The following is a 19,468-nucleotide window of genomic DNA, read 5'->3' as shown; positions in this document are numbered from 1 at the left end:
GGAAGTCGATAAATCGGCAGTACTACTGCCCCGTACCGCCGGTAGTAGTACCACTCTCCGTGCCGCCGAGCTCGGAGACCCACGTCGAGACGGACGAGACCATGTCGCCGATGGCCTCCCAGTAGCCCTTGCCCTGCGCCACCCAGTCCTGGAGCGGGGTCAGCTCCCAGATGAGCCAGCCCGCGACGACGAAGAGGACGATCGTGAAGAGGCAGCCCTTCAGGCAGCCGAGGCCCGGGATCCGCATCGGGTTGGCGCTGCGCTGACGCGGCGGACGCGGCTCGCGCGGGGCCGGGGGCTGGGACTGGGGCGGCCGCTGCGGGGGCGCGTACTGCTGCTGCTGCGGCTGCGGCTGGTACTGCTGCTGCGGCTGCGGCTGCGGCTGCGGGGCGTACTGCTGGCGCTGCGGAGGCCGCGGCGGCTGCTGCTGCTGGTACGGCTGGGGCTGCTGACCGTACGGCTGCTGGTGCTGCGGCTGATGCTGCGGCTGCTGGGGCTGGCGCTGCGGACGGCGGCGCAGGGGGTCCTGGCTCGGGTCCAGGTACTGCACCTGCGTCTGCTCGTTGCGGTCGCGGGCCGCGCGCAGCTGGTTCTGCCAGGGGTGCGCGTCCTCGGGCCCGCCCTGCGGGGGCTGCGACGGTACGGGAGGCATGACCGACGTCGGGTCGGCACCGCCGCCCCCCGGGCCACTGGTCGGCAGGACGCTGGTCGCGGCGGCCGGGTCGAAGCGGTCGCCCGCGCCGCTGGGCAGGACCTGGGTCGGATCGGCCGCCCCCGGGGTCTCCGGGACCGGCGCCGGCGCCGGGTCGGGGGCGAGCAGCGCGCCGACTCCCTCGGCCGCCTCGATCTGGGCGGGGGTGGAGTGCACGCCGATGCCCGCGGCGACCGCGCGCAGTCCGCGGGCCAGGTTCACGGCGCTGGGCCGGTGGTCCGGGTTCTTGCTGAGGCAGCGCTCTATGACCGTCCACAGCGGGCCGGGCACGGTCGAGGGACGGCGCGGCTCCTCGCTGAGGTGCCGGTGCAGGACCTCCAGGGCCGAGCCGCCGGCGAACGGCGGACGGCCGGTGACCAGCTCGTAGAGCAGGATGCCCGCGCCGTAGATGTCGACGGCGGAGGTCTGGGGGCGGCCCTCGGCGGACTCCGGCGCAACGTACGCGGGCGTGCCGACGAACTCGTGCGTACGGGTCAGGCCCGGGGAGTCCGCGAGGCGCGCGATGCCGAAGTCCGTCAGCATCGGGTGCATCTGGCCACCCTGCTCGGCGAGGAGCACGTTGGCGGGCTTGAGGTCGCGGTGCACGACGCCGTCGGCGTGGCTCGCGGCGAGCGCGTCGGCGATCTGCGCGGTGAGCAGGGCGGCCGCGACCGGGGTGAGCGGGCCGTTGTCCCGGATGTAGCGGTGCAGGTCCGGGCCCTCGACGAGGTCCATCACCAGGGCGAGGACATCGCCCTCGACGACCAGGTCACGGGTGCGCACGATGTTCGGGTGGGTGAGCCGCAGGAGCACGGAACGCTCGCGCAGGAAGCGCATCACGATGTCCGCGTCGTTGGCCAGCTCCTCCTTGAGGACCTTGATCGCCACGGTCTCGCCGGGCTGGCCCTGCACGGCCGCCTCGGCGCCCGCCGCCTCTCGCTGGCGGGCTCGCCAGACGGTGCCCGTGGCGCCGCGTCCGAGCGGCTCCTCGAGCAGGTACTTGCTGCCGATTGGCCGCACGTCACGCGCTCCCTGCTGATCGTGGTCCCTGGGGCCCCGGGGTCCTTGTCATCCGTTGTGACATCTGTTGTGACCCGTCCGGGTGTCCGACCCACTTTAGTGCCGTCGAACGGGTCAACGGTCGATCGCGATGCGGCTGATTCCGGGTGCCGACTTGTCCGAAAAGAAGACGCGTTTGTCGTACCGGCGGTTGCCGGGGTCGTCGGAAGGCGTACCCAACCAGGCACTTTTTGGTCCACAGCCGACCATTCAAGATCACTTGGAGGCGACCCGCGGGCGGGTTGTCGGCGGCAGGTGCGAGGATGCACACAGCACGTCGTATCGAGGGGTCGGGAGCCCCGCGCCGTGCCGACCTGTACCGGACGACGCGTCCGTGCCGGGTGGGGGGAGACACAGGGCGTTCCCCTGCCGGGCATCACGCGGAAGGGACCGCTGACGGCGATGCAGATCCGGCTGACCGTCCTCGCGCCGCACTCCGGCCACGGCGCGGGGCGCGCGTGCGACGTCCTCGTCACGGCCCCGGCCGGCACGGCCCTGGCCACCGTGGCCTCCGGTCTGGCCGCGGCCGTCTCCGGCCCGGACACCTCCTCCTCCGGCACGACCGTGCTCTACGCGGGCGGAGAGCGGCTCGACGCCCGCCGCTGCGCCCTCGGCGAGCCCCCGCTCGTCGACGGCGCGGTCCTCACCCTCCAGGTGCCCGGCGAGGACGACAGCCTCGGCGAGGGCGCCGCGGCCCGGCTCCACGTGGTCGCCGGGCCGGACGCGGGCGGTGTGCATCTGCTGCACGGCGGCCCGATCAGAATCGGCCGCTCCCTGGACGCGGACGTGCCGCTCGACGACCCGGACGTCTCCCGGGTGCACTGCACGGTGACCGTCGGCGGCGACGGCCGGGTGACGGTCGCCGACCTCGGCTCCACGAACGGCACGACGCTGGACGGCACGACCGTCGGCGACCGCCCCGTCCGCCTGCTGCCCGGGGCGCTGCTCCGCCTCGGCGAGTCCGCCCTCCGGCTGGCCGGGCCGGGCGGCTGCGGTACGGACTCGCTGCCGACGACCCCCGACGGCGAGGGACACCTGCGGGTGGGCCCGTACGCGACGCGCGGGGAAGCGGCCTCGGGCAGCGGTGGCGGCTCCGGGCTGCCCGGCGCGGACGAGGCGGACGGGGCGTACGGGTGTGCGCGGGGGCGCGACGCCTGGCCGCACTCACCCGCCTCCCAGGACGCGACGCACGGCGGGGCCGGCGGCGCCACGTCCTCCCCGGCCCACGCCCGCGCCGAGGAGCCCGGGGACGGCGAGGCATCGGGCGAGGGGCACAGCAGGACCCGGCAGACCCCGCGCCAGGCGACGCCCCCGCGCGGCAGGCGCGGCCTCGGGGCATGGGCGCGACGGTTCACCGGCCCCCGCGAGGACCTGGCGGCCCCCGGTGCCGAGACCGGGTCGACGGACGGCGCCGCGTCCGGTGCGGAGCCGGCCGCCGGGCAGGCGCGGGCCGCCGACACCTGGCCCGACCCGGCCGCCGTGCTGCTGACCGCGCTCGGCCCCGGTCCGCGGCTCTGGGAGCGGGGCCCGGACCATCCGGAGGCGCTGGTCGTCCGGCTCGGCACGACCGACCGGGCCGAGCTGTCCGGTGTGCCCGTCACCGTCGGGCTCCGCGAGGCCGGATCGCTCGGGCTCGCGGGCCCCGGCAAGCGGCTGGCCGGGCTCGCCCGCTCCGTGGTGGCCCAGCTCGCCGCCCTGCACTCCCCCTCTGACCTGGAGATCGTGCTGATCAGCGCGGACCGCGGCCGCCCGCTGGAGGAGCGGCGCCGCGCCTGGGGCTGGCTCGGCTGGCTCCCGCACCTGCGCCCGGCGCACGGCCAGGACTGCCGGCTGCTCCTCGCGTACGACCGGGAACAGGCCCAGGCCCGTACGTCCGAGCTCACCCGCAGGCTGGACGACGGACCTCTGGGTCCCGGCTGGCCGAGCGCCGACCGGGCGGCCGTCGCCGAGGCCGCGGCGCGCCACGAGGGTCCTGTCACCGTCGTGATCGTGGACGGCGACCCCGGCTCCGCGGCGCTGCGCGAGACCACCGCGCGGCTCGCGGGGGCCGGGGCGGCGGCGGGGATCCATCTACTCTGCCTGGCCGAGGCGCCGGCGGCCTCGCCGGTCTCCCCCGTCGCCGCGACGTACGAGACGGCGTGCGCGGCCTCGCTCGCGTTCCGTGAGTGCGGGGCCGTGGCGCTGCTGAGCGGCGACGTCGCGACGGCGCTGCGGCTGCTGCGTACGGCGGGGGGCCGGGCCGCGGGGCACGGCACCGTCGGTGTGGTGGACGCGGTCTCGGTCGCCTGGGCCGAGCGTTTCGGGCGGGCGCTGGCCCCGCTGCGCACCGACGCGCCCGCCACGGCGGGGCGGACGGCCGCGGCCGCGCTGCCCCCGTCCGCCCGGCTGCTCGACGAGCTCGGTCTCGCCCGGGCCACGCCCGCCTCGCTGATGGCCCGCTGGGCCGCCGCCGGGGAGGGGACGGCCGTCCTGGGCGCCGGGCCACGCGGACCGGTGTCGGTGGACCTGACCGAGGAAGGCCCCCATCTGCTGATCGAGGGGCCCGCGGGCAGCGGACGCACGGAGCTGCTGCGCTCGATCGCCGCCTCGCTGGCGGCCGGCGGGCGGCCCGACCGGCTGGGCCTGCTCCTCGTCGACGGCGCGGGGGGCGAGCGCGGCGAGGGACTGGCGGCGTGTACGGAGCTGCCGCACGTCACCGAGCATCTGGTCGCCTCCGACCCGGTACGGATGCGGGAGTTCGCCCAGGCGCTGGGCGCCGAGCTGAAGCGCCGCGCGGAGATCCTGGGCGACGGCCGCTTCTCCGACCGCCGCACGACGGGACGCCTGATCGGCCAGCGCACCCCGAGCGCCGCGGAGTCGGTGGCCCGTGTGGAGGACGCGGCGAGCGGCCGCACCCTCCGTACCGGCGAGGGCGCGGTGGGCGCCCGCCCCGGTCCCGGCGCCGGCGACCTCACGTACCACTCCATGGGCCGCACGGCCGACGGCACGCTCGGCGACCGGCCCAGCGCCCGGACCGTTCGCGGCGGTGGCCGCCCCGGCGTGCCCGACCCGCGGACCGGTGGCGACGATCTCGGTGATCGTCCGAGCGGCCGGCTGCCGTTCCGCTCCGGCGATCTCGCGGACCGCCCGAGTGGCCGCACCCCCCACCCGGGCGCCGACGACCTCCGGACCCACCCCAGCGGACGCACCGCCCGCACCGGCGGTGACGGCCTGTCCTCCGACAGCGCCGCCGGTGACGGCTCGCTCGGCGACCGGCCCAGCGGACGGGTCGCCCGCCCCGCCGACGCCGGCCCCGTGGAGCGGGCCTCCGCCCGGGTGCCCCGGCCGGGCGGGGAGTCCGAGTCGTACGGCGACGCGGCCCCGCGTGCGCGGGGCGAGGCCGCGGGCACGGCGGGCCATCCGGCGGGCGCCACCCACCTCCCCCGTCTCGTCGTGCTCGTCGACGACTTCGACGCGCTCGTCGCGCCCGCGCTCGGATCGCCGGGGCGGCCCGCCGCCGGGTCCGTCGTGCGGGCGCTGGAGGCCGTGGCGCGGTCCGGGGAGCGGCTCGGGGTGCATCTGGTCGTGACCTCGGCCCGGCCGGACCGTACGGCGGACACGGAGCTGGCCCACGGCGCCCGACTGCGGGTCGTGCTCGACCCGGCCCCGCTCGCCACGGGTCCCGACGCGCCGGCGCCCGGCCGTGGGCGGCTCGGGCATCCGGACGGCCGAGTGACGCCGTTCCAGTCCGGGCGGGTCACCGGCCGCATCCCGCGCACGGCGACCCTCCGGCCGACGGTCGTCCCGCTGGAATGGGAGCGGATGGGCGACCCGCCCACCCGTCGACCGGTCCGTGAGCTGGGCAACGGCCCCACGGACCTGGCGCTCCTCGCGAGCGCGCTCGACCGCGCCGCCCGCTCGGTCGACGCCTCGCCCGTAGCACCCCTCACACCCGCGACGAGAGCCTGACGGGACGTCACGAGGCCATCACGATCCCCCGGTTGCCACGGAAGGCGGTATTGCGGGGCCCGAGCCCCCGGCGTAGACCTGAGCGGACGGGACGACCACGCGCACAGGAGAGACGGGGCATTCATGCGCACAACTCTTCGTACACGCAGGGCCGCACGGACCGTTGCCGCGGTCACCGCGCTCACCCTCGGCCTGACGCTCGCCGGCTGTGGCGACGACGGTGACGGGGACGGCGGCGGCACGAAGGACCCCGGCCGGCCGGCCCCCTCCGGAAGCTCCGTGACCCTGCCCTCCCTCAAGGGCGAGAAGGTCGAGGTCGCGGCCGTCTGGACCGGCCCCGAGCAGGAGAACTTCACCAAGGTCCTGAAGGAGTTCGAGAAGCGCACCGGCGCCACCGTCACCTTCGTTCCCGCGCAGGACCCGATCGTGAACTTCCTCGGCACGAAGATCGCCGGCGGATCCCCGCCCGACGTGGCGATGTTCCCGCAGGTCGGCGCGATCCAGCAGGCCGCCGCCCAGAAGTGGCTCAAGCCGGTCGGCCCCGAGACCGAGGCCCAGCTCGTCAAGAACTACTCGCAGGGCTGGCGGGACCTCGGCGCCGTCGACGGCAAGCAGTACGGCGTGTACTTCAAGGCCGCGAACAAGTCCCTGATCTGGTACAACAACGCCGTCTTCGAGAACGCCGGCGCCACCGAGCCCAAGACCTGGAAGGAGTTCCTCTCCACCGCCGAGACCATCTCGGCCTCCGGTGTCACCCCGGTGTCCGTCGGCGGCGCGGACGGCTGGACCCTGACGGACTGGTTCGAGAACATCTACCTCTCCCAGGCGGGCCCCACCAAGTACGACCAGCTGGCCAAGCACGAGATCGCGTGGACCGACCCGTCCGTCGCGCAGGCGCTCACCACCCTCGCCGAACTGTTCGGCAAGCCGGAGCTGATCGCGGGCGGCGCGGACGGCGCGCTGCAGACGGAGTTCCCGGTCTCGGTCACCCAGACCTTCACGGGCGGCGACCAGCCCAAGGGCGCGATGGTCTTCGAAGGCGACTTCTCCGCCGTCAACATCGCGCAGACGAGCGCGAAGATCGGTACGGACGCGAAGGTCTTCCCGTTCCCCGCGGTGGGCGCGGCCTCCCCCGTCGTCACCGGTGGGGACGCGGCGGTGGCGCTGAAGGACACGAAGGGCGCCCAGGCGCTGCTGACCTTCCTCGCCTCCTCGGACGCGGCCGCGATCTGGGCGGGTGCCGGCGGCTTCCTCTCGCCCAACAAGAACCTGGACCTGGCCTCGTACCCGAACGACGTCCAGCGTGAGATCGCCAAGGCGATGCTGGAGGCCGGGGACGACTTCCGCTTCGACATGTCGGACCAGATGCCGCAGTCGTTCGGCGGCACTCCCGGCAAGGGCGAGTGGAAGGCACTCCAGGACTTCCTGAAGAACCCGAAGGACATCGCGGGGACCCAGGCGAGGCTGGAGGCCGACGCGGCCAAGGCGTACAAGAGCTGACGCCGTGGCGTCCGCCTCGAAGGTCACCGGTACGCGCAGGTCCGTCGCGGTGGGGTTCCTCCTCCCGGCGCTGGTCCTGCTCGGTGCGCTCGTGGTCTACCCGATCGGGTACTCCGTCCACCGTTCCTTCTTCGACGCGTCCGGGGACTCCTTCGCCGGACTCGACAACTACGTCGAGCTCTTCACGGACGACACGATCCTCACCGCCGTCAAGAACAACGCGATCTGGGTGGTCCTCGCCCCGACCGTGGCCACGGCGCTCGGCCTGGTCTTCGCGGTGCTCACCGAGCGGGTCCGCTGGGGCACGGCGTTCAAACTGATCGTCTTCATGCCGATGGCGATCTCGATGCTCGCCGCCGGAATCATCTTCCGGCTCGTCTACGAGCAGGATCCGGACCGGGGCGTCGCGAACGCCGTCTGGGTCGGCGTCCACGACACGTTCGCCGAGTCCTCCGTCTTCCCCCGGGCGCGCCCACTGCCGGTCCACCCGCTCGAAGCGGCGGGCGGCGGCGCGTTCATCACCGAGAGCCCGGTCCGTACGGGTGAGACGGCGCGGCTCCCGCTGATCGGCGTCGCCCCGGCACAGATGCCGAAGGACGCCCGTCCGGCGCGCGAACCGGCCCCGCGGGAGGACCGGATCACCGGGACCGCCTGGCTGGACTTCACCCGGGGCGGAGGCGGGCGGCCGAACGTCGTCGACGCGAGCGAACTCGGTCTGAAGGGGTTGCGCGTGGAGGCGGTGAAGGACGGCGCTGTCGTCGCGTCCACCACGGTGGCCGCCGACGGCACGTTCAGCCTCCCGGCCGCCGCCGACGGAGCCCTGCTGCGGCTGCCCGCGAGCAACTTCCGCGAGCAGTACAACGGGGTCGAGTGGCTGGGCCCCTCGCTCGTCACGCCCGCCGTCATCGGCAGTTACGTGTGGATGTGGGCCGGGTTCGCGATGGTCCTGATCGCGGCCGGTCTGGCGAGCGTGCCCCGGGAGCTCCTGGAGGCGGCCCGGGTCGACGGCGCGAACGAATGGCAGGTGTTCCGCCGGATCACGGTCCCGCTCCTGGCTCCGGTCCTCGCGGTCGTCCTCGTCACCCTGATGATCAACGTGCTGAAGGTCTTCGACCTCGTCTTCATCATCGCGCCGGGTTCCGCCCAGGACGATGCCAACGTGCTGGCGCTCCAGCTGTACCGCTCGTCCTTCGGCACGGACGCGGATCTCGGCGTCGGCTCGGCCATCGCCGTCCTGCTGCTGCTCCTGGTGATCCCGGTGATGGCGTTCAACATCCGCCGGATGCGAAGGGAGGCCCGTCGATGAGCGGTCCCGCCGCGCGGAGGAGTCCTGCCGCGCAGAAGGTTCCGGCCGCGCGGAGGGGGCCGGCCGCGGCGAAGGGTGCGGCCCCGGAGGGAGGTCCCGCGGTACGGAGGAGTCCGGCCGCGCGGCTCGCCGCCCGCGCCGCCGGTGGGGGGATGCGGATCTTCCTCGTCCTCGTCGGGCTGTTCTGGCTGATGCCGGCGGTAGGACTCCTGCTGTCCTCGCTCCGCTCCCCCTCCGACATCAGCGAGAGCGGCTGGTGGGAGGTCTTCACCTCGCCCGCCCAGCTCACGGTCGAGAACTACTCCGCGCTCCTCGCCAACGACACGATCACGGGCTCGCTCGTCTCCACGGTGCTGATCACCGTCCCGGCCACGGTGCTGGTCGTCGTCATCGGCTCGCTCGCCGGGTACGCCTTCGCCTGGCTGGACTTCCCCGGCCGCGACTGGTGGTTCCTGGTGGTCGTGGGGCTTCTGGTGGTCCCGGTGCAGGTGGCGCTCGTCCCCGTCTCGAAGCTCTTCGGCACGGTCGGCATCTTCGAGACGACGCTCGGGGTGATCCTCTTCCACACGGCCTTCGGGCTGCCCTTCGCGATCTTCCTGCTGCGGAACTTCTTCGCGGAGATCCCCAGGGAGCTGCTGGAGGCGGCGCGGCTCGACGGGGCGGGCGAGGTCCGGCTCTTCACCCGGGTCGTCCTGCCGCTGGGCGGCCCGGCGATCGCCTCGCTCGGGATCTTCCAGTTCCTGTGGGTCTGGAACGACATGCTGGTCGCGCTGATCTTCGCGGACTCCGAGTCCCCACCGATCACGGTGGCGCTGCAGCAGCAGGTCCGGCAGTTCGGGAACAACATCGACGTGCTGGCGCCGGGCGCCTTCGTGTCGATGGTGATCCCGCTGGCGGTGTTCTTCGCCTTCCAGCGGCAGTTCGTCTCGGGCGTGATGGCGGGCGCGGTGAAGTAGCCGGGGCCTGCCGGACGGCACGGGTGCGGGGCCCGCCTCCGTACCCGTGGCGTCCTGAGTGGTCGCCGAGGCGCGCACCTCGGACCACGCTCAGGCCGTGAGCGCCGCCACCGCCGAGCGGGCGAGGTCGTCCAGGTATCCCTTCGGCAGATCGCCGCGGACCACCGCGAGCCGCCAGTAGAGGGGTCCCACGACCACGTCGAGCGCCCGGTCCGGGTCCGCGCCCTCGGGCAGTTCCCCGCGCGCCACGGCCTCGCGCACGATCTGCGCGACGACCCCCTGCTGGCCGTCGAGCAGGGCCGACTTGATCGCCTGGGCGATCTCCGGCTGCCGGGCGGCCTCGACCAGCAGGTCCGGGATGACCTGCGAGGCCACGGGGTGGCGCAGGGCGTGCGAGGCGACTTCGAGCAGCGCGCGCACGTCGCCGACGAGGGAGCCGGTGGACGGCGCCGGCAGCCCTTGCGCGGCGAAGGCGCCGACGAGGTCCAGGACGAGGGAGAGCTTGGACTTCCAGCGGCGGTAGACGGCGGTCTTGCCGACGCCCGCGCGGCGCGCGATGCCCTCGATGGACATGCGGGCGAATCCGACCGCGGCCAGTTCCTCGAAGACGGCCGTGCGGATGGCCTCCGTGACGTCCTCGCGGAGAACGGCGGCTCCCGCGGGGGCGCGGCGAGGGGATCCGGAGGGTGTCGTCATGAACGCGATCCTAGCCAACGGCGTACGCCCACGTCACGACGAGACGGTTGCGTTGCGACGCCCGACCGTCCTACTCTCACCGTAGCGACGATACGGACCCGTTCCATCGCCAGCACCCATCACCCGCGCCGAAAGCGAGCTCGTGACCACCGGGACGCTCACGAAACCCAGCCCCCACGCCCCCGAGGACCTGCGCGCGCTGGCCCGGCGCCACGGCCTGTCCGTCAGCGGCGCCCGCCCCACCCTCCCCGCGTACGTCGGGCAGCTCTGGTCCCGGCGCGACTTCATCGGGGCGTTCGCGACGGCGCGGCTCACCGCGCAGTACAGCCAGGCGAAGCTCGGCCAGGTCTGGCAGGTGGTGACCCCGCTGCTCAACGCGGCGGTGTACTACCTGATCTTCGGCGTCCTGATGAACGTCCAGAAGGACATCCCGGACTACGTCCCGTTCCTGATCACGGGCATCTTCGTCTGGACCTTCACCTCCCAGTCGATCATGACCGGCACCCGGGCGATCAGCGGGAACCTCGGCCTCGTCCGCGCCCTGCACTTCCCCCGCGCGAGCCTCCCGCTCGCCCTCGCGCTCCAGCAGCTCCAGCAGTTGCTGCTCTCGCTCGGGGTGCTCGTCGCGATCCTGTTCTGCTGCGGCGAGTTCCCCCGCTGGAGCTGGCTCCTGGCCGTCCCCGCCCTGCTGCTCCAGGCACTGTTCAACTCCGGGGTCGCGCTCGCCATGGCCCGCCTGGCCGCCCGCACCCCGGACGTCGCCCAGCTGATGCCGTTCGTGCTGCGGACCTGGATGTACGTCTCCGGCGCGATGTGGTCCATCCAGCACCTGGCGGCGAGCGGCCGGCTCCCGGACGCGGCGATCGCGGCCCTCCAGGGCAATCCGGCGGCCGTCTTCATCGACCTGATGCGCTTCGCGCTCATCGGGAGCTTCACCGCCGACCAGCTGCCACCGCACATCTGGGCGCTCGCCGCCGGCTGGGCGCTCGTGGCGTTCGTCGGCGGATTCATCTACTTCTGGAAGGCAGAGGAGACCTACGGCCGTGGCTGAGACCCTGACGCAGACCCCCACCGAGGCGCCGACCGCCGCACCGGCCCAGGCCCAGGCCCCGGCTCCGGCTCCGGCTCCGGAGCGCACCCCCACCGTCGTCGCCGACGGCGTCCACATCACCTACACCGTCAACGGCGCCCGGGGCGGCAAGGGCAGCGCCACCGCCGCGCTGAGCCGGATCTTCTCCCGGCGCGCCACTCCCGGCGCCCGCAAGGTGCACGCGGTCAAGGGCGTCAGCTTCGTCGCGTACCGGGGCGAGGCGATTGGCCTGATCGGTTCGAACGGATCGGGCAAATCCACCCTCCTCAAGGCCGTGGCCGGCCTGCTGCCCGTCAACGAGGGCAGGATCTACACCCGCGGCCAGCCCTCCCTCCTCGGGGTCAACGCGGCGCTGATGAACGATCTGACCGGCGAGCGCAACGTGATCCTCGGCGGACTCGCGATGGGCATGACCCGCGCGGAGGTCGACGCCCGCTACGACGACATCGTGGACTTCTCCGGGATCAACGAGAAGGGCGACTTCATCTCGCTGCCCATGCGGACGTACTCCTCCGGCATGGGCGCCCGCCTCCGCTTCTCCATCGCGGCGGCGAAGAGCCACGACGTCCTCCTGATCGACGAGGCGCTCTCCACCGGCGACGCGAAGTTCCGCCGCCGCAGCCAGCAGCGCATCGACGAGCTGCGCGCCGAGGCGGGCACCGTCTTCCTCGTCTCCCACTCCAACTCCACCATCACCGAGACCTGCGACCGCGCGCTGTGGCTGGAGGCCGGCACCCTGCGGATGGACGGACCGGCCAAGGAGGTCGTGGCGGCGTACGAGGCGTTCACCAAGAAGGGCTGACAAAACTCGGGCAAACCGCCCAAAACCTCATAGAGTGCGGTTCGATGACGACGGATCGCAACCACACTCCCGAGCAGGAGCCCGAACCGGGCGGCGCCCCCACCTGTGCCCCCGCGCCGCCCGGCCTCACCGGCTCCCCCTTCGACTCGGACACCTTCACCTCGGCCACGTTCGTCAACGTCGGCCGGGGAACCGCCCTCGCCCTCGCCGTCGTCTGGGTCGTCACCCGCGCCGGCATGGCGCTGCTCCTGCTGCGCGACACCCTCGGCGTGGGCGGTGTCGGCCGCGAGGTGCACGTCCTCTACCAGCACTGGTACCGGGAGTTCACGCACGGCACGTTCCCGGTGAACGACATCACCTGGCAGTACCCGCCCGGCGCGGGCCTGGTGATCATGTCCCCCGGGGCGCTGCCCTGGCTCACGTACTTCCAGGGCTTCGTCGCCCTCACCCTCCTCGCCGACGCCGTGGTCACCCTGGCCCTCGCCCGGGCGGACAGCGACCGGGTCACCCACGGCGCCTGGATCTGGGTCGGCGGACTCCCCCTGCTGCTGCACATCCCGCTGGCCCGGTACGACGTCCAGGTCACCGCCCTCGCCGTCCTCGCCCTGCTGGCGCTGACGGCCCGTCGCCCCGCCGCGCACCGGCTCGGCGGGGCGCTCGCCGCGCTCGGCACGCTGGTGAAGGTCTGGCCGGTGCTCACCCTGATCGGCACCCCCCGGGGCCGTACCACCCGCGACGCCTGGACCGCGGCCGCCACCACCGCCGCGGCCCTCCTCGCCACCCTGGCCCTCCTCTTCTCGAACTCCCTCGGCTTCCTGCGCCCGCAGGGCGACCGCGGCGTCCAGATCGAGTCGCTGGGCGGCACCGCGCTCGCGGTGGCCAGGGCGGCGGGCGGATGGTCGGGCACCGTCCAGTACCGCTACGGCGCCTTCGAGTACGTCGGCCCGTACGTCTCCAGCGTGGGCCGGCTCGCGCTGCTGCTGACGGTCCTCGCCTTCGTCTGGCTGGTGCTGTGGCGGCTCTGCGCCCGCCGCTGGAGCGAGGCCACCCCGCTGGACGCGGCGCTCGCCGCGGTCCTGCTCTTCACCGTCACCAGCCGGGTGATCAGCCCCCAGTACATGATCTGGCTGCTCGGTCTGAGCGCCGTCTGCCTCACCTCGCGGCGGACCGTGATGCGACCGGTGGCGCTGCTGCTCCTGCCGGCCGCGGCACTGAGCTCCCTCGCGTACCCCGTCCTCTACGAGGACGTCCTGACCGGCTCCGGGCCGGGCGTGGCCGCTCTCGCCGTCCGCAACGTGCTGCTGCTCGCGGCGGCCCTGCTGGCCGCCCGGCGGCTGTGGACCTCGACCGTCACACCCGCGCCATGACGAGGGCCCCGCCGGTACGGATACCGGCGGGGCCCTCGCGCATGACCGACTAGCTGTGCGCGCGCAGCAGCTGGCGCATGGTCCGCATCGCCACCGAGAGATTCGCCAGGTCGAAGGTCTCCGAGCCCTGGATCTCCTCCAGCGTGGTGCGCGCCCGGCCGAGGATCGCCGCGTTCGTCTCCTCCCAGCCCTTGAACCGCTCCTCCGGCGTCGAGCTGCCGTTGCCCGCCGAGAGCACGTCCGCGGTGAGAGCGGCGTGCGCGGCGAACAGGTCCTCGCGGATGGAGGCGCGGGCCATCGACTGCCACCGGTCGGCGCGCGGCAGCTCGATGATCCGGTCCATGAGCTGGGTGATCCGCAGCCGGTCCGCCAGGTCGTAGTAGACCTCGGCGACCGCCATCGGGTCCTTGGCGGTGCGGTCGGCGATCGCGACGATGTCGAGCGTCGGGAAGGCGGAGGAGAAGCCGGCCACCCGCAGAGCGAGCTCCTCCGGCACGCCGACCTCCGTCAGCTCCTCCAGGATCGACTGGTACCACTCCAGGTCCGCGCCGCGCAGCAGCTGCGGCAGCTCGGCCCAGACCTGCTCGACGCGCTCACCGAAGAAGTCGATCGTCTCGGCGAGCTGGAGCGGCTGCGGCCGGTTGCCGAGCAGCCAGCGCGTACCGCGCTCGACCAGACGGCGGGAGTGCAGCCGCATCCGGGTCTGGACGTCGGCCGGAACCCGGTTGTCGAGCGCCTCGACGGCGTCCCAGACCTCGCCGAGCCGGAAGATGACCCGGGCGGCGGTCTGCGCGCGGACGATCTCCTCGATCGACGCGCCGGTCTCCTCGCGGAGGCGGTGCAGGAAGGTCGAGCCACCGGTGTTCACGGTGTCGTTGACCAGGATCGTGGTGACGATCTCCCGGCGCAGCGGGTGGCTGTCGACCGCTTCGGCGAACTTCTCGCGCAGCTGCGTCGGGAAGTACGCGTGGAGCAGACCCCGCAGGTAGGGGTCGTCCGGCAGCTCGGTGCCGATCAGCTCGTCGGCCACCGTGATCTTGGTGTACGCGAGGAGGACGGCGACCTCCGGCTGGCTCAGGCCCTTGGCGTTGTTGAGCAGCTCGCGGATCTGCCGGTCCTGCGGCAGGAACTCCAGCGAGCGGTCCAGCGCGCCGTCCCTTTCCAGGCGGCGCATGAACCGCTGGTGGGCGTGGAGCAGGGACGGCGACTGCGTCACCGCGTTGGCCAGCGCGACGTTCTGCGCGTAGTTGTTGCGCAGGACCAGCGAGCCGACCTCGTCGGTCATCTCGGCGAGGATCCTGTTGCGCTGCTTCACGGTCATGTCGCCTTCGGCGACGAGCCCGTTCAGCAGGATCTTGATGTTGACCTCGTGGTCGGACGTGTCGACGCCGGCGCTGTTGTCGATGGCGTCGGTGTTGACCTTGCCGCCCTCGCCGTCGGGGCCGCCCTTGCGGGCGAACTCGATGCGGCCCAGCTGGGTCAGACCGAGGTTGCCGCCCTCGCCGACGACCTTGACCCGCAGGGCCTCGCCGTTGACGCGGATGGCGTCGTTCGCCTTGTCGCCGACGTCCGCGTTGGACTCCGCGGACGACTTGACGTACGTGCCGATGCCGCCGTTCCACAGCAGGTCGACGGGCGAGTGGAGGATCGTCTGCATCAGCTCGGCCGGGGTCAGCTTGGTGACGCCGGCCTCGATGCCGAGGGCCGCCCGCATCTGCGCGTTGACCGGGATCGACTTGGCTGTACGGGGGTGGATGCCACCGCCCGCGGAGAGGAGCTCGGTGTTGTAGTCGGCCCAGGAGCTGCGGGGCAGCTCGAAGAGACGGCGGCGCTCGGCGTACGAGACGGCCGCGTCCGGGGTCGGGTCGATGAAGATGTGACGGTGGTCGAAGGCCGCGACCAGGCGGATGTGCTCGGAGAGCAGCATGCCGTTGCCGAAGACGTCGCCGGACATGTCGCCGACGCCGACGACGGTGAAGTCCTCGGTCTGGGTGTCGTGGCCGAGCTCGCGGAAGTGCCGCTTCACGGACTCCCAGGCACCGCGGGCGGTGATGCCCATGCCCTTGTGGTCGTAGCCCGCCGAACCGCCGGAGGCGAAGGCGTCGCCGAGCCAGAAGCCGTAGGAGACGGCGACCTCGTTGGCGATGTCGGAGAAGGTCGCCGTGCCCTTGTCGGCGGCGACGACGAGGTAGGTGTCGTCCTCGTCGTGGCGGACCACGTCGGCCGGGGGCACGACCTCGCCGGCGACCAGGTTGTCCGTGATGTCGAGCAGCGCCGAGATGAAGGTCTTGTAGCTCGCGATGCCCTCGGCCAGCCAGGCGTCGCGGTCCACGGACGGGTCCGGGAGCTGCTTGGCGACGAAGCCGCCCTTGGCGCCGACGGGCACGATGACGGTGTTCTTCACCATCTGCGCCTTGACCAGGCCGAGGATCTCGGTGCGGAAGTCCTCACGCCGGTCGGACCAGCGCAGACCGCCTCGGGCGACCTTGCCGAAGCGCAGGTGGACGCCCTCGACGCGCGGCGAGTACACCCAGATCTCGAAGGCCGGCCGGGGCGCGGGGAGGTCGGGGATGGCCTGCGGGTCGAACTTCATCGACACGTAGGAGTGCGGGACTCCGTCCGTCGAGTTCTGGAAGAAGTTCGTCCGCAGGGTCGCCTTGATGACGGTGAGGAAGGAGCGCAGGATGCGGTCCTCGTCCAGGCTCGCGACCTGGTCCAGGGCGGCGTCCAGCTCCTCCAGGAGCGCGTCGATCAGCTCGATGCCGGCGCGCTGGCGCTCCGGGGACATCCGGGCCTCGAAGAGCGAGACGAGCAGCCGGGTGGTGTGGACGTTGTTGCGGAGGGTGTCCTCCATGTAGTCCTGGCTGAACGTCGAACCGGCCTGGCGCAGGTACTTCGCGTAGGCGCGCAGCACCATGGCCTGGCGCCAGGTCAGCCCGGCGCTCAGGACCAGCGAGTTGAAGCCGTCGTTCTCGGCCTGGCCGGTCCAGGTGGCGGCGAACGCCTCCTGGAACCGCTCGCGCGCGTCGTCGCTGAAGGAGGCGCCGTTGGCGGTCGGGGCGGGCATCCGCATGCCGAAGTCGTAGACCCAGGCGTGCGTACGGTCGGCGCAGCGCAGCTCGTACGGCCGCTCGTCGATGACCTCGACGCCGAGCCGGTTGAGCACCGGGAGGACGGCGGAGAGGGAGATCTGGTCGCCGGACTTGTAGATCTTGAAGCGGCGCTCGCCGGGGCGGGCACCGACCGGCTCGTACAGCGAGAGCGCGAACTCCTTGCCGGTGCTCGTCAGCTGCTCCAGGTGGACCAGGTCGGCCACGGCGGAGCGCGGCGAGTGGTCGGCCTTGTAGCCCTCGGGGAAGGCGTTGCCGTAGCGGCGCAGCAGCTCGGCGGCGCGCTCCTCGCCGCACTCGGCGTTGAGGGCCTCGGCGAAGCCGTCGGCCCAGGAGCGGGCGGCCTCGACGAGCCGCGCCTCGATGCGGTCCTTGTCGGCGTCGGAGAGCTGGGCCAGCTCGGTGCCGGGCTCGACGCGGACGACGAAGTGGAGCCGGGAGAGGATCGACTCGGTGTTCCACGCGGTGAAGTCGACGTTGGTGCCGTCGAGCTCCTCCATGAGGATGCCGGTCAGCCGCTCGCGGACGGTGGTGTTGAAGCGGTCGCGCGGCAGATAGACGAGGGCGGAGTAGTAGCGCCCGTACTCGTCCTGGCGCAGGTAGAGCCGCAGTCGGCGGCGTTCCTGCAGGTAGAGGACGGAGGTGACGATGGAGCGCAGCTCGTCGACCGGGGTCTGGAAGAGCTCGTCGCGCGGGTACGTCTCCAGGATCTGGAGCAGGTCGCGGCCGTCGTGGCTGTTCGGCGAGAAACCGGCGCCCTCCAGGACCTCCTGGACCTTGCGCTTGATGACCGGGACGCGGCGGACGGACTCGGTGTACGCGGCGGAGGAGAACAGGCCCAGGAAGCGGCGCTCCCCGATGACGTTGCCCTCGGCGTCGAACTTCTTCACGCCCACGTAGTCGAGGTACGAGGGGCGGTGCACGGTGGCCCGGCTGTTCGCCTTGGTCAGGATCAGCAGCTTGTGCTCGCGTGCCTTGGCGCGGGCGTCGGCGGGCAGCCGGCTGAAGGACGGCGAGACGGGGGCGTGGTGGTCGTCCTCGCCGCCGTGGTGCGGGTCGGAGCGGAGGATGCCGAGGCCGGTGCCGGGGACGGCTGCCAGCGCGTCTCCGTTGACCAGCTCGTACTCGCGGTAGCCGAGGAAGGTGAAGTGGTCGTCCGAGAGCCAGCGCAGCAGCTCGCGGGCCTCTTCGACCTCGGTGGGGCGCAGATCGTCGGCGGTGGGCTCGTCGGGCAGGTTCTCGGCGATGCGCAGCGCGGTCTCGCGCATCTTCTCCCAGTCCTCGACGGTCTCGCGGACGTCGGACAGGACGCGCAGCAGGTCGCTGGTGATCTGCTTGAGGTCGGCGCGGTCGGTCTCGCGGTCGATCTCGACGTGGATCCAGGACTCGGTGAGGACGTCGTGGGCCTGCTCGCCCCTGGCCTCGCCCGGCAGGACCTCGATGAGCTTGCCGGTCAGGTCGCGGCGGACGCGGACCTGCGGGTGGATCACGACGTGGATGCCGCGGCCCTGCCGGGAGAGCTCGTTGGTGACCGAGTCGACCAGGAAGGGCATGTCGTCGGTGACGACCTCGACGACGGAGTGGCTGCAGGTCCAGCCGTTCTCCTCGACCGTCGGGGTGTGGACGCGGACGTTCGCGGTGCCCTGGGGGCGGTTCTCCGCGAGCCGGTAGTGCGAGAGAGCGGCGCCGAAGACGTCCACCGGGTCTCGGTCGGTGAGGTCCTCGGGCGCGGTGTGCAGGTAGTAGCGCTGGAGGTAGTCGAGCAGGGTGTCCCTGTCCGGGCGCTTCCCCTTCTCGGGCCCCGTCGGAAGTTGCCCCCCGACCGGACCGGTCTCAGCTACCCGGGCGGCCCGTGCGAGCAGCTCGGCCTTGGCTTCGTCCAGCTTGGTCTGCATGTCCTCTGGCTCCTGTCGCGCGCCGTTGCGTGACGTCGGTGGAAGAAATGACACAACGCCACGACGCGGGGTTACCGGTCGACGTCGACGTTATGTCGTGATGAGAGATGTCCGAACCGATATCGGCCAATGTCGGCGGGAGGCCCGGACGGCAGGGATCAGCGAACGCCTTGTCGGCCCGGCCGCGGTAGCGGACCGGGCGAGAGCCGGGGGCTTCGCTGCCCCCTCGGCGTATCGCGCTGATCACGGGAAAAGCCTATCGCTCTCCACCCCGGAGTCGTCATGGTCCGTATGTGTACAAAAGAGGGGGTGGAAGTTTGACGTTATGGACAGCGACACATGTCCTCTTGGCAAAGCGGGGCGCCGCGGGCAACGTGGACGCGGGGTACCCACCGATCTGGGAGTCATCATGGCGAAGATCTTGATCGTGACCGGGGACGCGGCGGAATCACTGGAGGTCATGTACCCGTACCAGCGTCTTCTCGAAGAGGGGTACGAGGTCCACATCGCCGCTCCGGCGCGCAAACAGCTGCGGTTCGTGGTGCACGACTTCGAGCCGGGCTACGACACCTACACCGAGAAGCCGGGGTACACCTGGCCCGCGGACCTGGCGTTCTCGGAGGTCGATCCGGGCGACTACATCGCGGTCGTGATCCCGGGCGGCCGGGCCCCGGAGTACCTCCGCAACGACCCGGAGCTCCGGAAGATCCTGAAGTCGTTCTTCGACGCGGACAAGCCGGTGGCCCAGATCTGCCACGGTCCCCTCCTGACGGCGGCGATCGGCGGCCTGGAGGGGCGCAGGGTCACGGCGTACCCGGCCCTGGAACTCGACATGCAGGCGGCGGGCGCCGGCTTCCAGGACACGGAGGCGGTGGTGGACGGCACGCTGGTCTCCTCGCGGGCCTGGCCGGACCACCCGGCCTGGATGCGCGAGTTCCTGAAGGTCCTGCGCGCGGCGGGCTGACGCCTCGGCCCACGGCGGCCGCGCGGGCGGGGCGCGCAATGCGAGCCCTCCCGCGCGACCGCCCCGGCGCGCGGACCGGCCCTC

The 19,468-nt window shown here is 72.6% G+C and carries 11 protein-coding genes; 8 read left to right on the top strand and 3 right to left on the bottom strand.

The window, feature by feature from the left end; translation table 11 throughout:
- Positions 1 to 22: 22 nt before the first annotated feature.
- Positions 23 to 1,711 carry a serine/threonine-protein kinase gene (locus tag AB0D99_RS05650; RefSeq protein ID WP_362357272.1) on the bottom strand — a complete coding sequence of 563 codons (1,689 nt, stop codon included), beginning with the start codon at positions 1,709 to 1,711 and terminating at the stop codon, positions 23 to 25.
- A gap of 441 nt (positions 1,712 to 2,152) precedes the next feature.
- On the opposite strand from AB0D99_RS05650, the gene AB0D99_RS05645 reads away from it, so the two are divergent.
- From AB0D99_RS05645 to AB0D99_RS05630, 4 genes are all read left to right on the top strand, one after another.
- Complete coding sequence (locus AB0D99_RS05645; RefSeq protein ID WP_362357270.1) at positions 2,153 to 5,698, top strand: FHA domain-containing protein; 3,546 nt, start codon at positions 2,153 to 2,155, stop codon at positions 5,696 to 5,698.
- Between the two features lie 123 nt (positions 5,699 to 5,821).
- Positions 5,822 to 7,198 (top strand): ABC transporter substrate-binding protein, encoded by a 1,377-nt coding sequence (locus AB0D99_RS05640; protein ID WP_362357268.1) that lies wholly within the window; start codon positions 5,822 to 5,824, stop codon positions 7,196 to 7,198.
- Between the two features lie 4 nt (positions 7,199 to 7,202).
- Positions 7,203 to 8,504, top strand: a complete 1,302-nt coding sequence (locus AB0D99_RS05635; protein WP_362357266.1) for a sugar ABC transporter permease — start codon at positions 7,203 to 7,205, stop codon at positions 8,502 to 8,504.
- A 152-nt stretch (positions 8,505 to 8,656) separates the two neighbouring features.
- Positions 8,657 to 9,460, top strand: coding sequence for a carbohydrate ABC transporter permease (locus tag AB0D99_RS05630; RefSeq protein WP_362357685.1), 804 nt, complete (start codon positions 8,657 to 8,659; stop codon positions 9,458 to 9,460).
- Between the two features lie 90 nt (positions 9,461 to 9,550).
- Here AB0D99_RS05630 and AB0D99_RS05625 read toward each other — a convergent pair whose 3' ends face one another.
- A complete protein-coding gene (locus AB0D99_RS05625; RefSeq protein WP_362357264.1) occupies positions 9,551 to 10,156 on the bottom strand; it encodes a TetR/AcrR family transcriptional regulator in 606 nt (201 codons plus the stop codon).
- A 142-nt stretch (positions 10,157 to 10,298) separates the two neighbouring features.
- On the opposite strand from AB0D99_RS05625, the gene AB0D99_RS05620 reads away from it, so the two are divergent.
- The 3 genes from AB0D99_RS05620 to AB0D99_RS05610 all read left to right on the top strand — a co-directional run bounded on the left by AB0D99_RS05620 (position 10,299) and on the right by AB0D99_RS05610 (position 13,415).
- Positions 10,299 to 11,207 carry an ABC transporter permease gene (locus tag AB0D99_RS05620; protein ID WP_362357262.1) on the top strand — a complete coding sequence of 303 codons (909 nt, stop codon included), beginning with the start codon at positions 10,299 to 10,301 and terminating at the stop codon, positions 11,205 to 11,207.
- A 115-nt stretch (positions 11,208 to 11,322) separates the two neighbouring features.
- Entirely contained in the window at positions 11,323 to 12,048 is a 726-nt protein-coding gene (locus tag AB0D99_RS05615; RefSeq protein WP_362357683.1) for an ABC transporter ATP-binding protein, read from the top strand.
- Between the two features lie 236 nt (positions 12,049 to 12,284).
- Entirely contained in the window at positions 12,285 to 13,415 is a 1,131-nt protein-coding gene (locus AB0D99_RS05610; protein ID WP_362357681.1) for a glycosyltransferase family 87 protein, read from the top strand.
- A gap of 49 nt (positions 13,416 to 13,464) precedes the next feature.
- Here the strand turns inward: AB0D99_RS05610 and AB0D99_RS05605 are convergent, their stop codons facing one another.
- Positions 13,465 to 18,420, bottom strand: a complete 4,956-nt coding sequence (locus AB0D99_RS05605; protein ID WP_362357260.1) for an NAD-glutamate dehydrogenase — start codon at positions 18,418 to 18,420, stop codon at positions 13,465 to 13,467.
- Positions 18,421 to 18,826: 406 nt separating this feature from the next.
- Between AB0D99_RS05605 and AB0D99_RS05600 the strand changes: the two genes are divergently transcribed.
- Complete coding sequence (locus AB0D99_RS05600) at positions 18,827 to 19,384, top strand: DJ-1/PfpI family protein (RefSeq protein ID WP_362357679.1); 558 nt, start codon at positions 18,827 to 18,829, stop codon at positions 19,382 to 19,384.
- Positions 19,385 to 19,468 lie beyond the last annotated feature (84 nt).

Origin of the sequence: Streptomyces sp. NPDC047971 (assembly GCF_040653355.1) — a bacterium.
Classification (GTDB): Bacteria; Actinomycetota; Actinomycetes; order Streptomycetales; family Streptomycetaceae; genus Streptomyces.
This window is presented reverse-complemented; position numbering and strand designations above follow the sequence as displayed.

What these genes read in the sequence shown, in the direction of transcription:
- AB0D99_RS05645 (WP_362357270.1), top strand. Translation starts at nt 2,153, where the DNA reads ATGCAGATCCGGCTGACCGTCCTCGCGCCGCACTCCGGCCACGGCGCG.
- AB0D99_RS05640 (WP_362357268.1), top strand. Translation starts at nt 5,822, where the DNA reads ATGCGCACAACTCTTCGTACACGCAGGGCCGCACGGACCGTTGCCGCG.
- AB0D99_RS05630 (WP_362357685.1), top strand. Translation starts at nt 8,657, where the DNA reads ATGCGGATCTTCCTCGTCCTCGTCGGGCTGTTCTGGCTGATGCCGGCG.
- AB0D99_RS05625 (WP_362357264.1), bottom strand. Translation starts at nt 10,156, where the DNA reads ATGACGACACCCTCCGGATCCCCTCGCCGCGCCCCCGCGGGAGCCGCC.
- AB0D99_RS05610 (WP_362357681.1), top strand. Translation starts at nt 12,285, where the DNA reads ATGGCGCTGCTCCTGCTGCGCGACACCCTCGGCGTGGGCGGTGTCGGC.
- AB0D99_RS05605 (WP_362357260.1), bottom strand. Translation starts at nt 18,420, where the DNA reads ATGCAGACCAAGCTGGACGAAGCCAAGGCCGAGCTGCTCGCACGGGCC.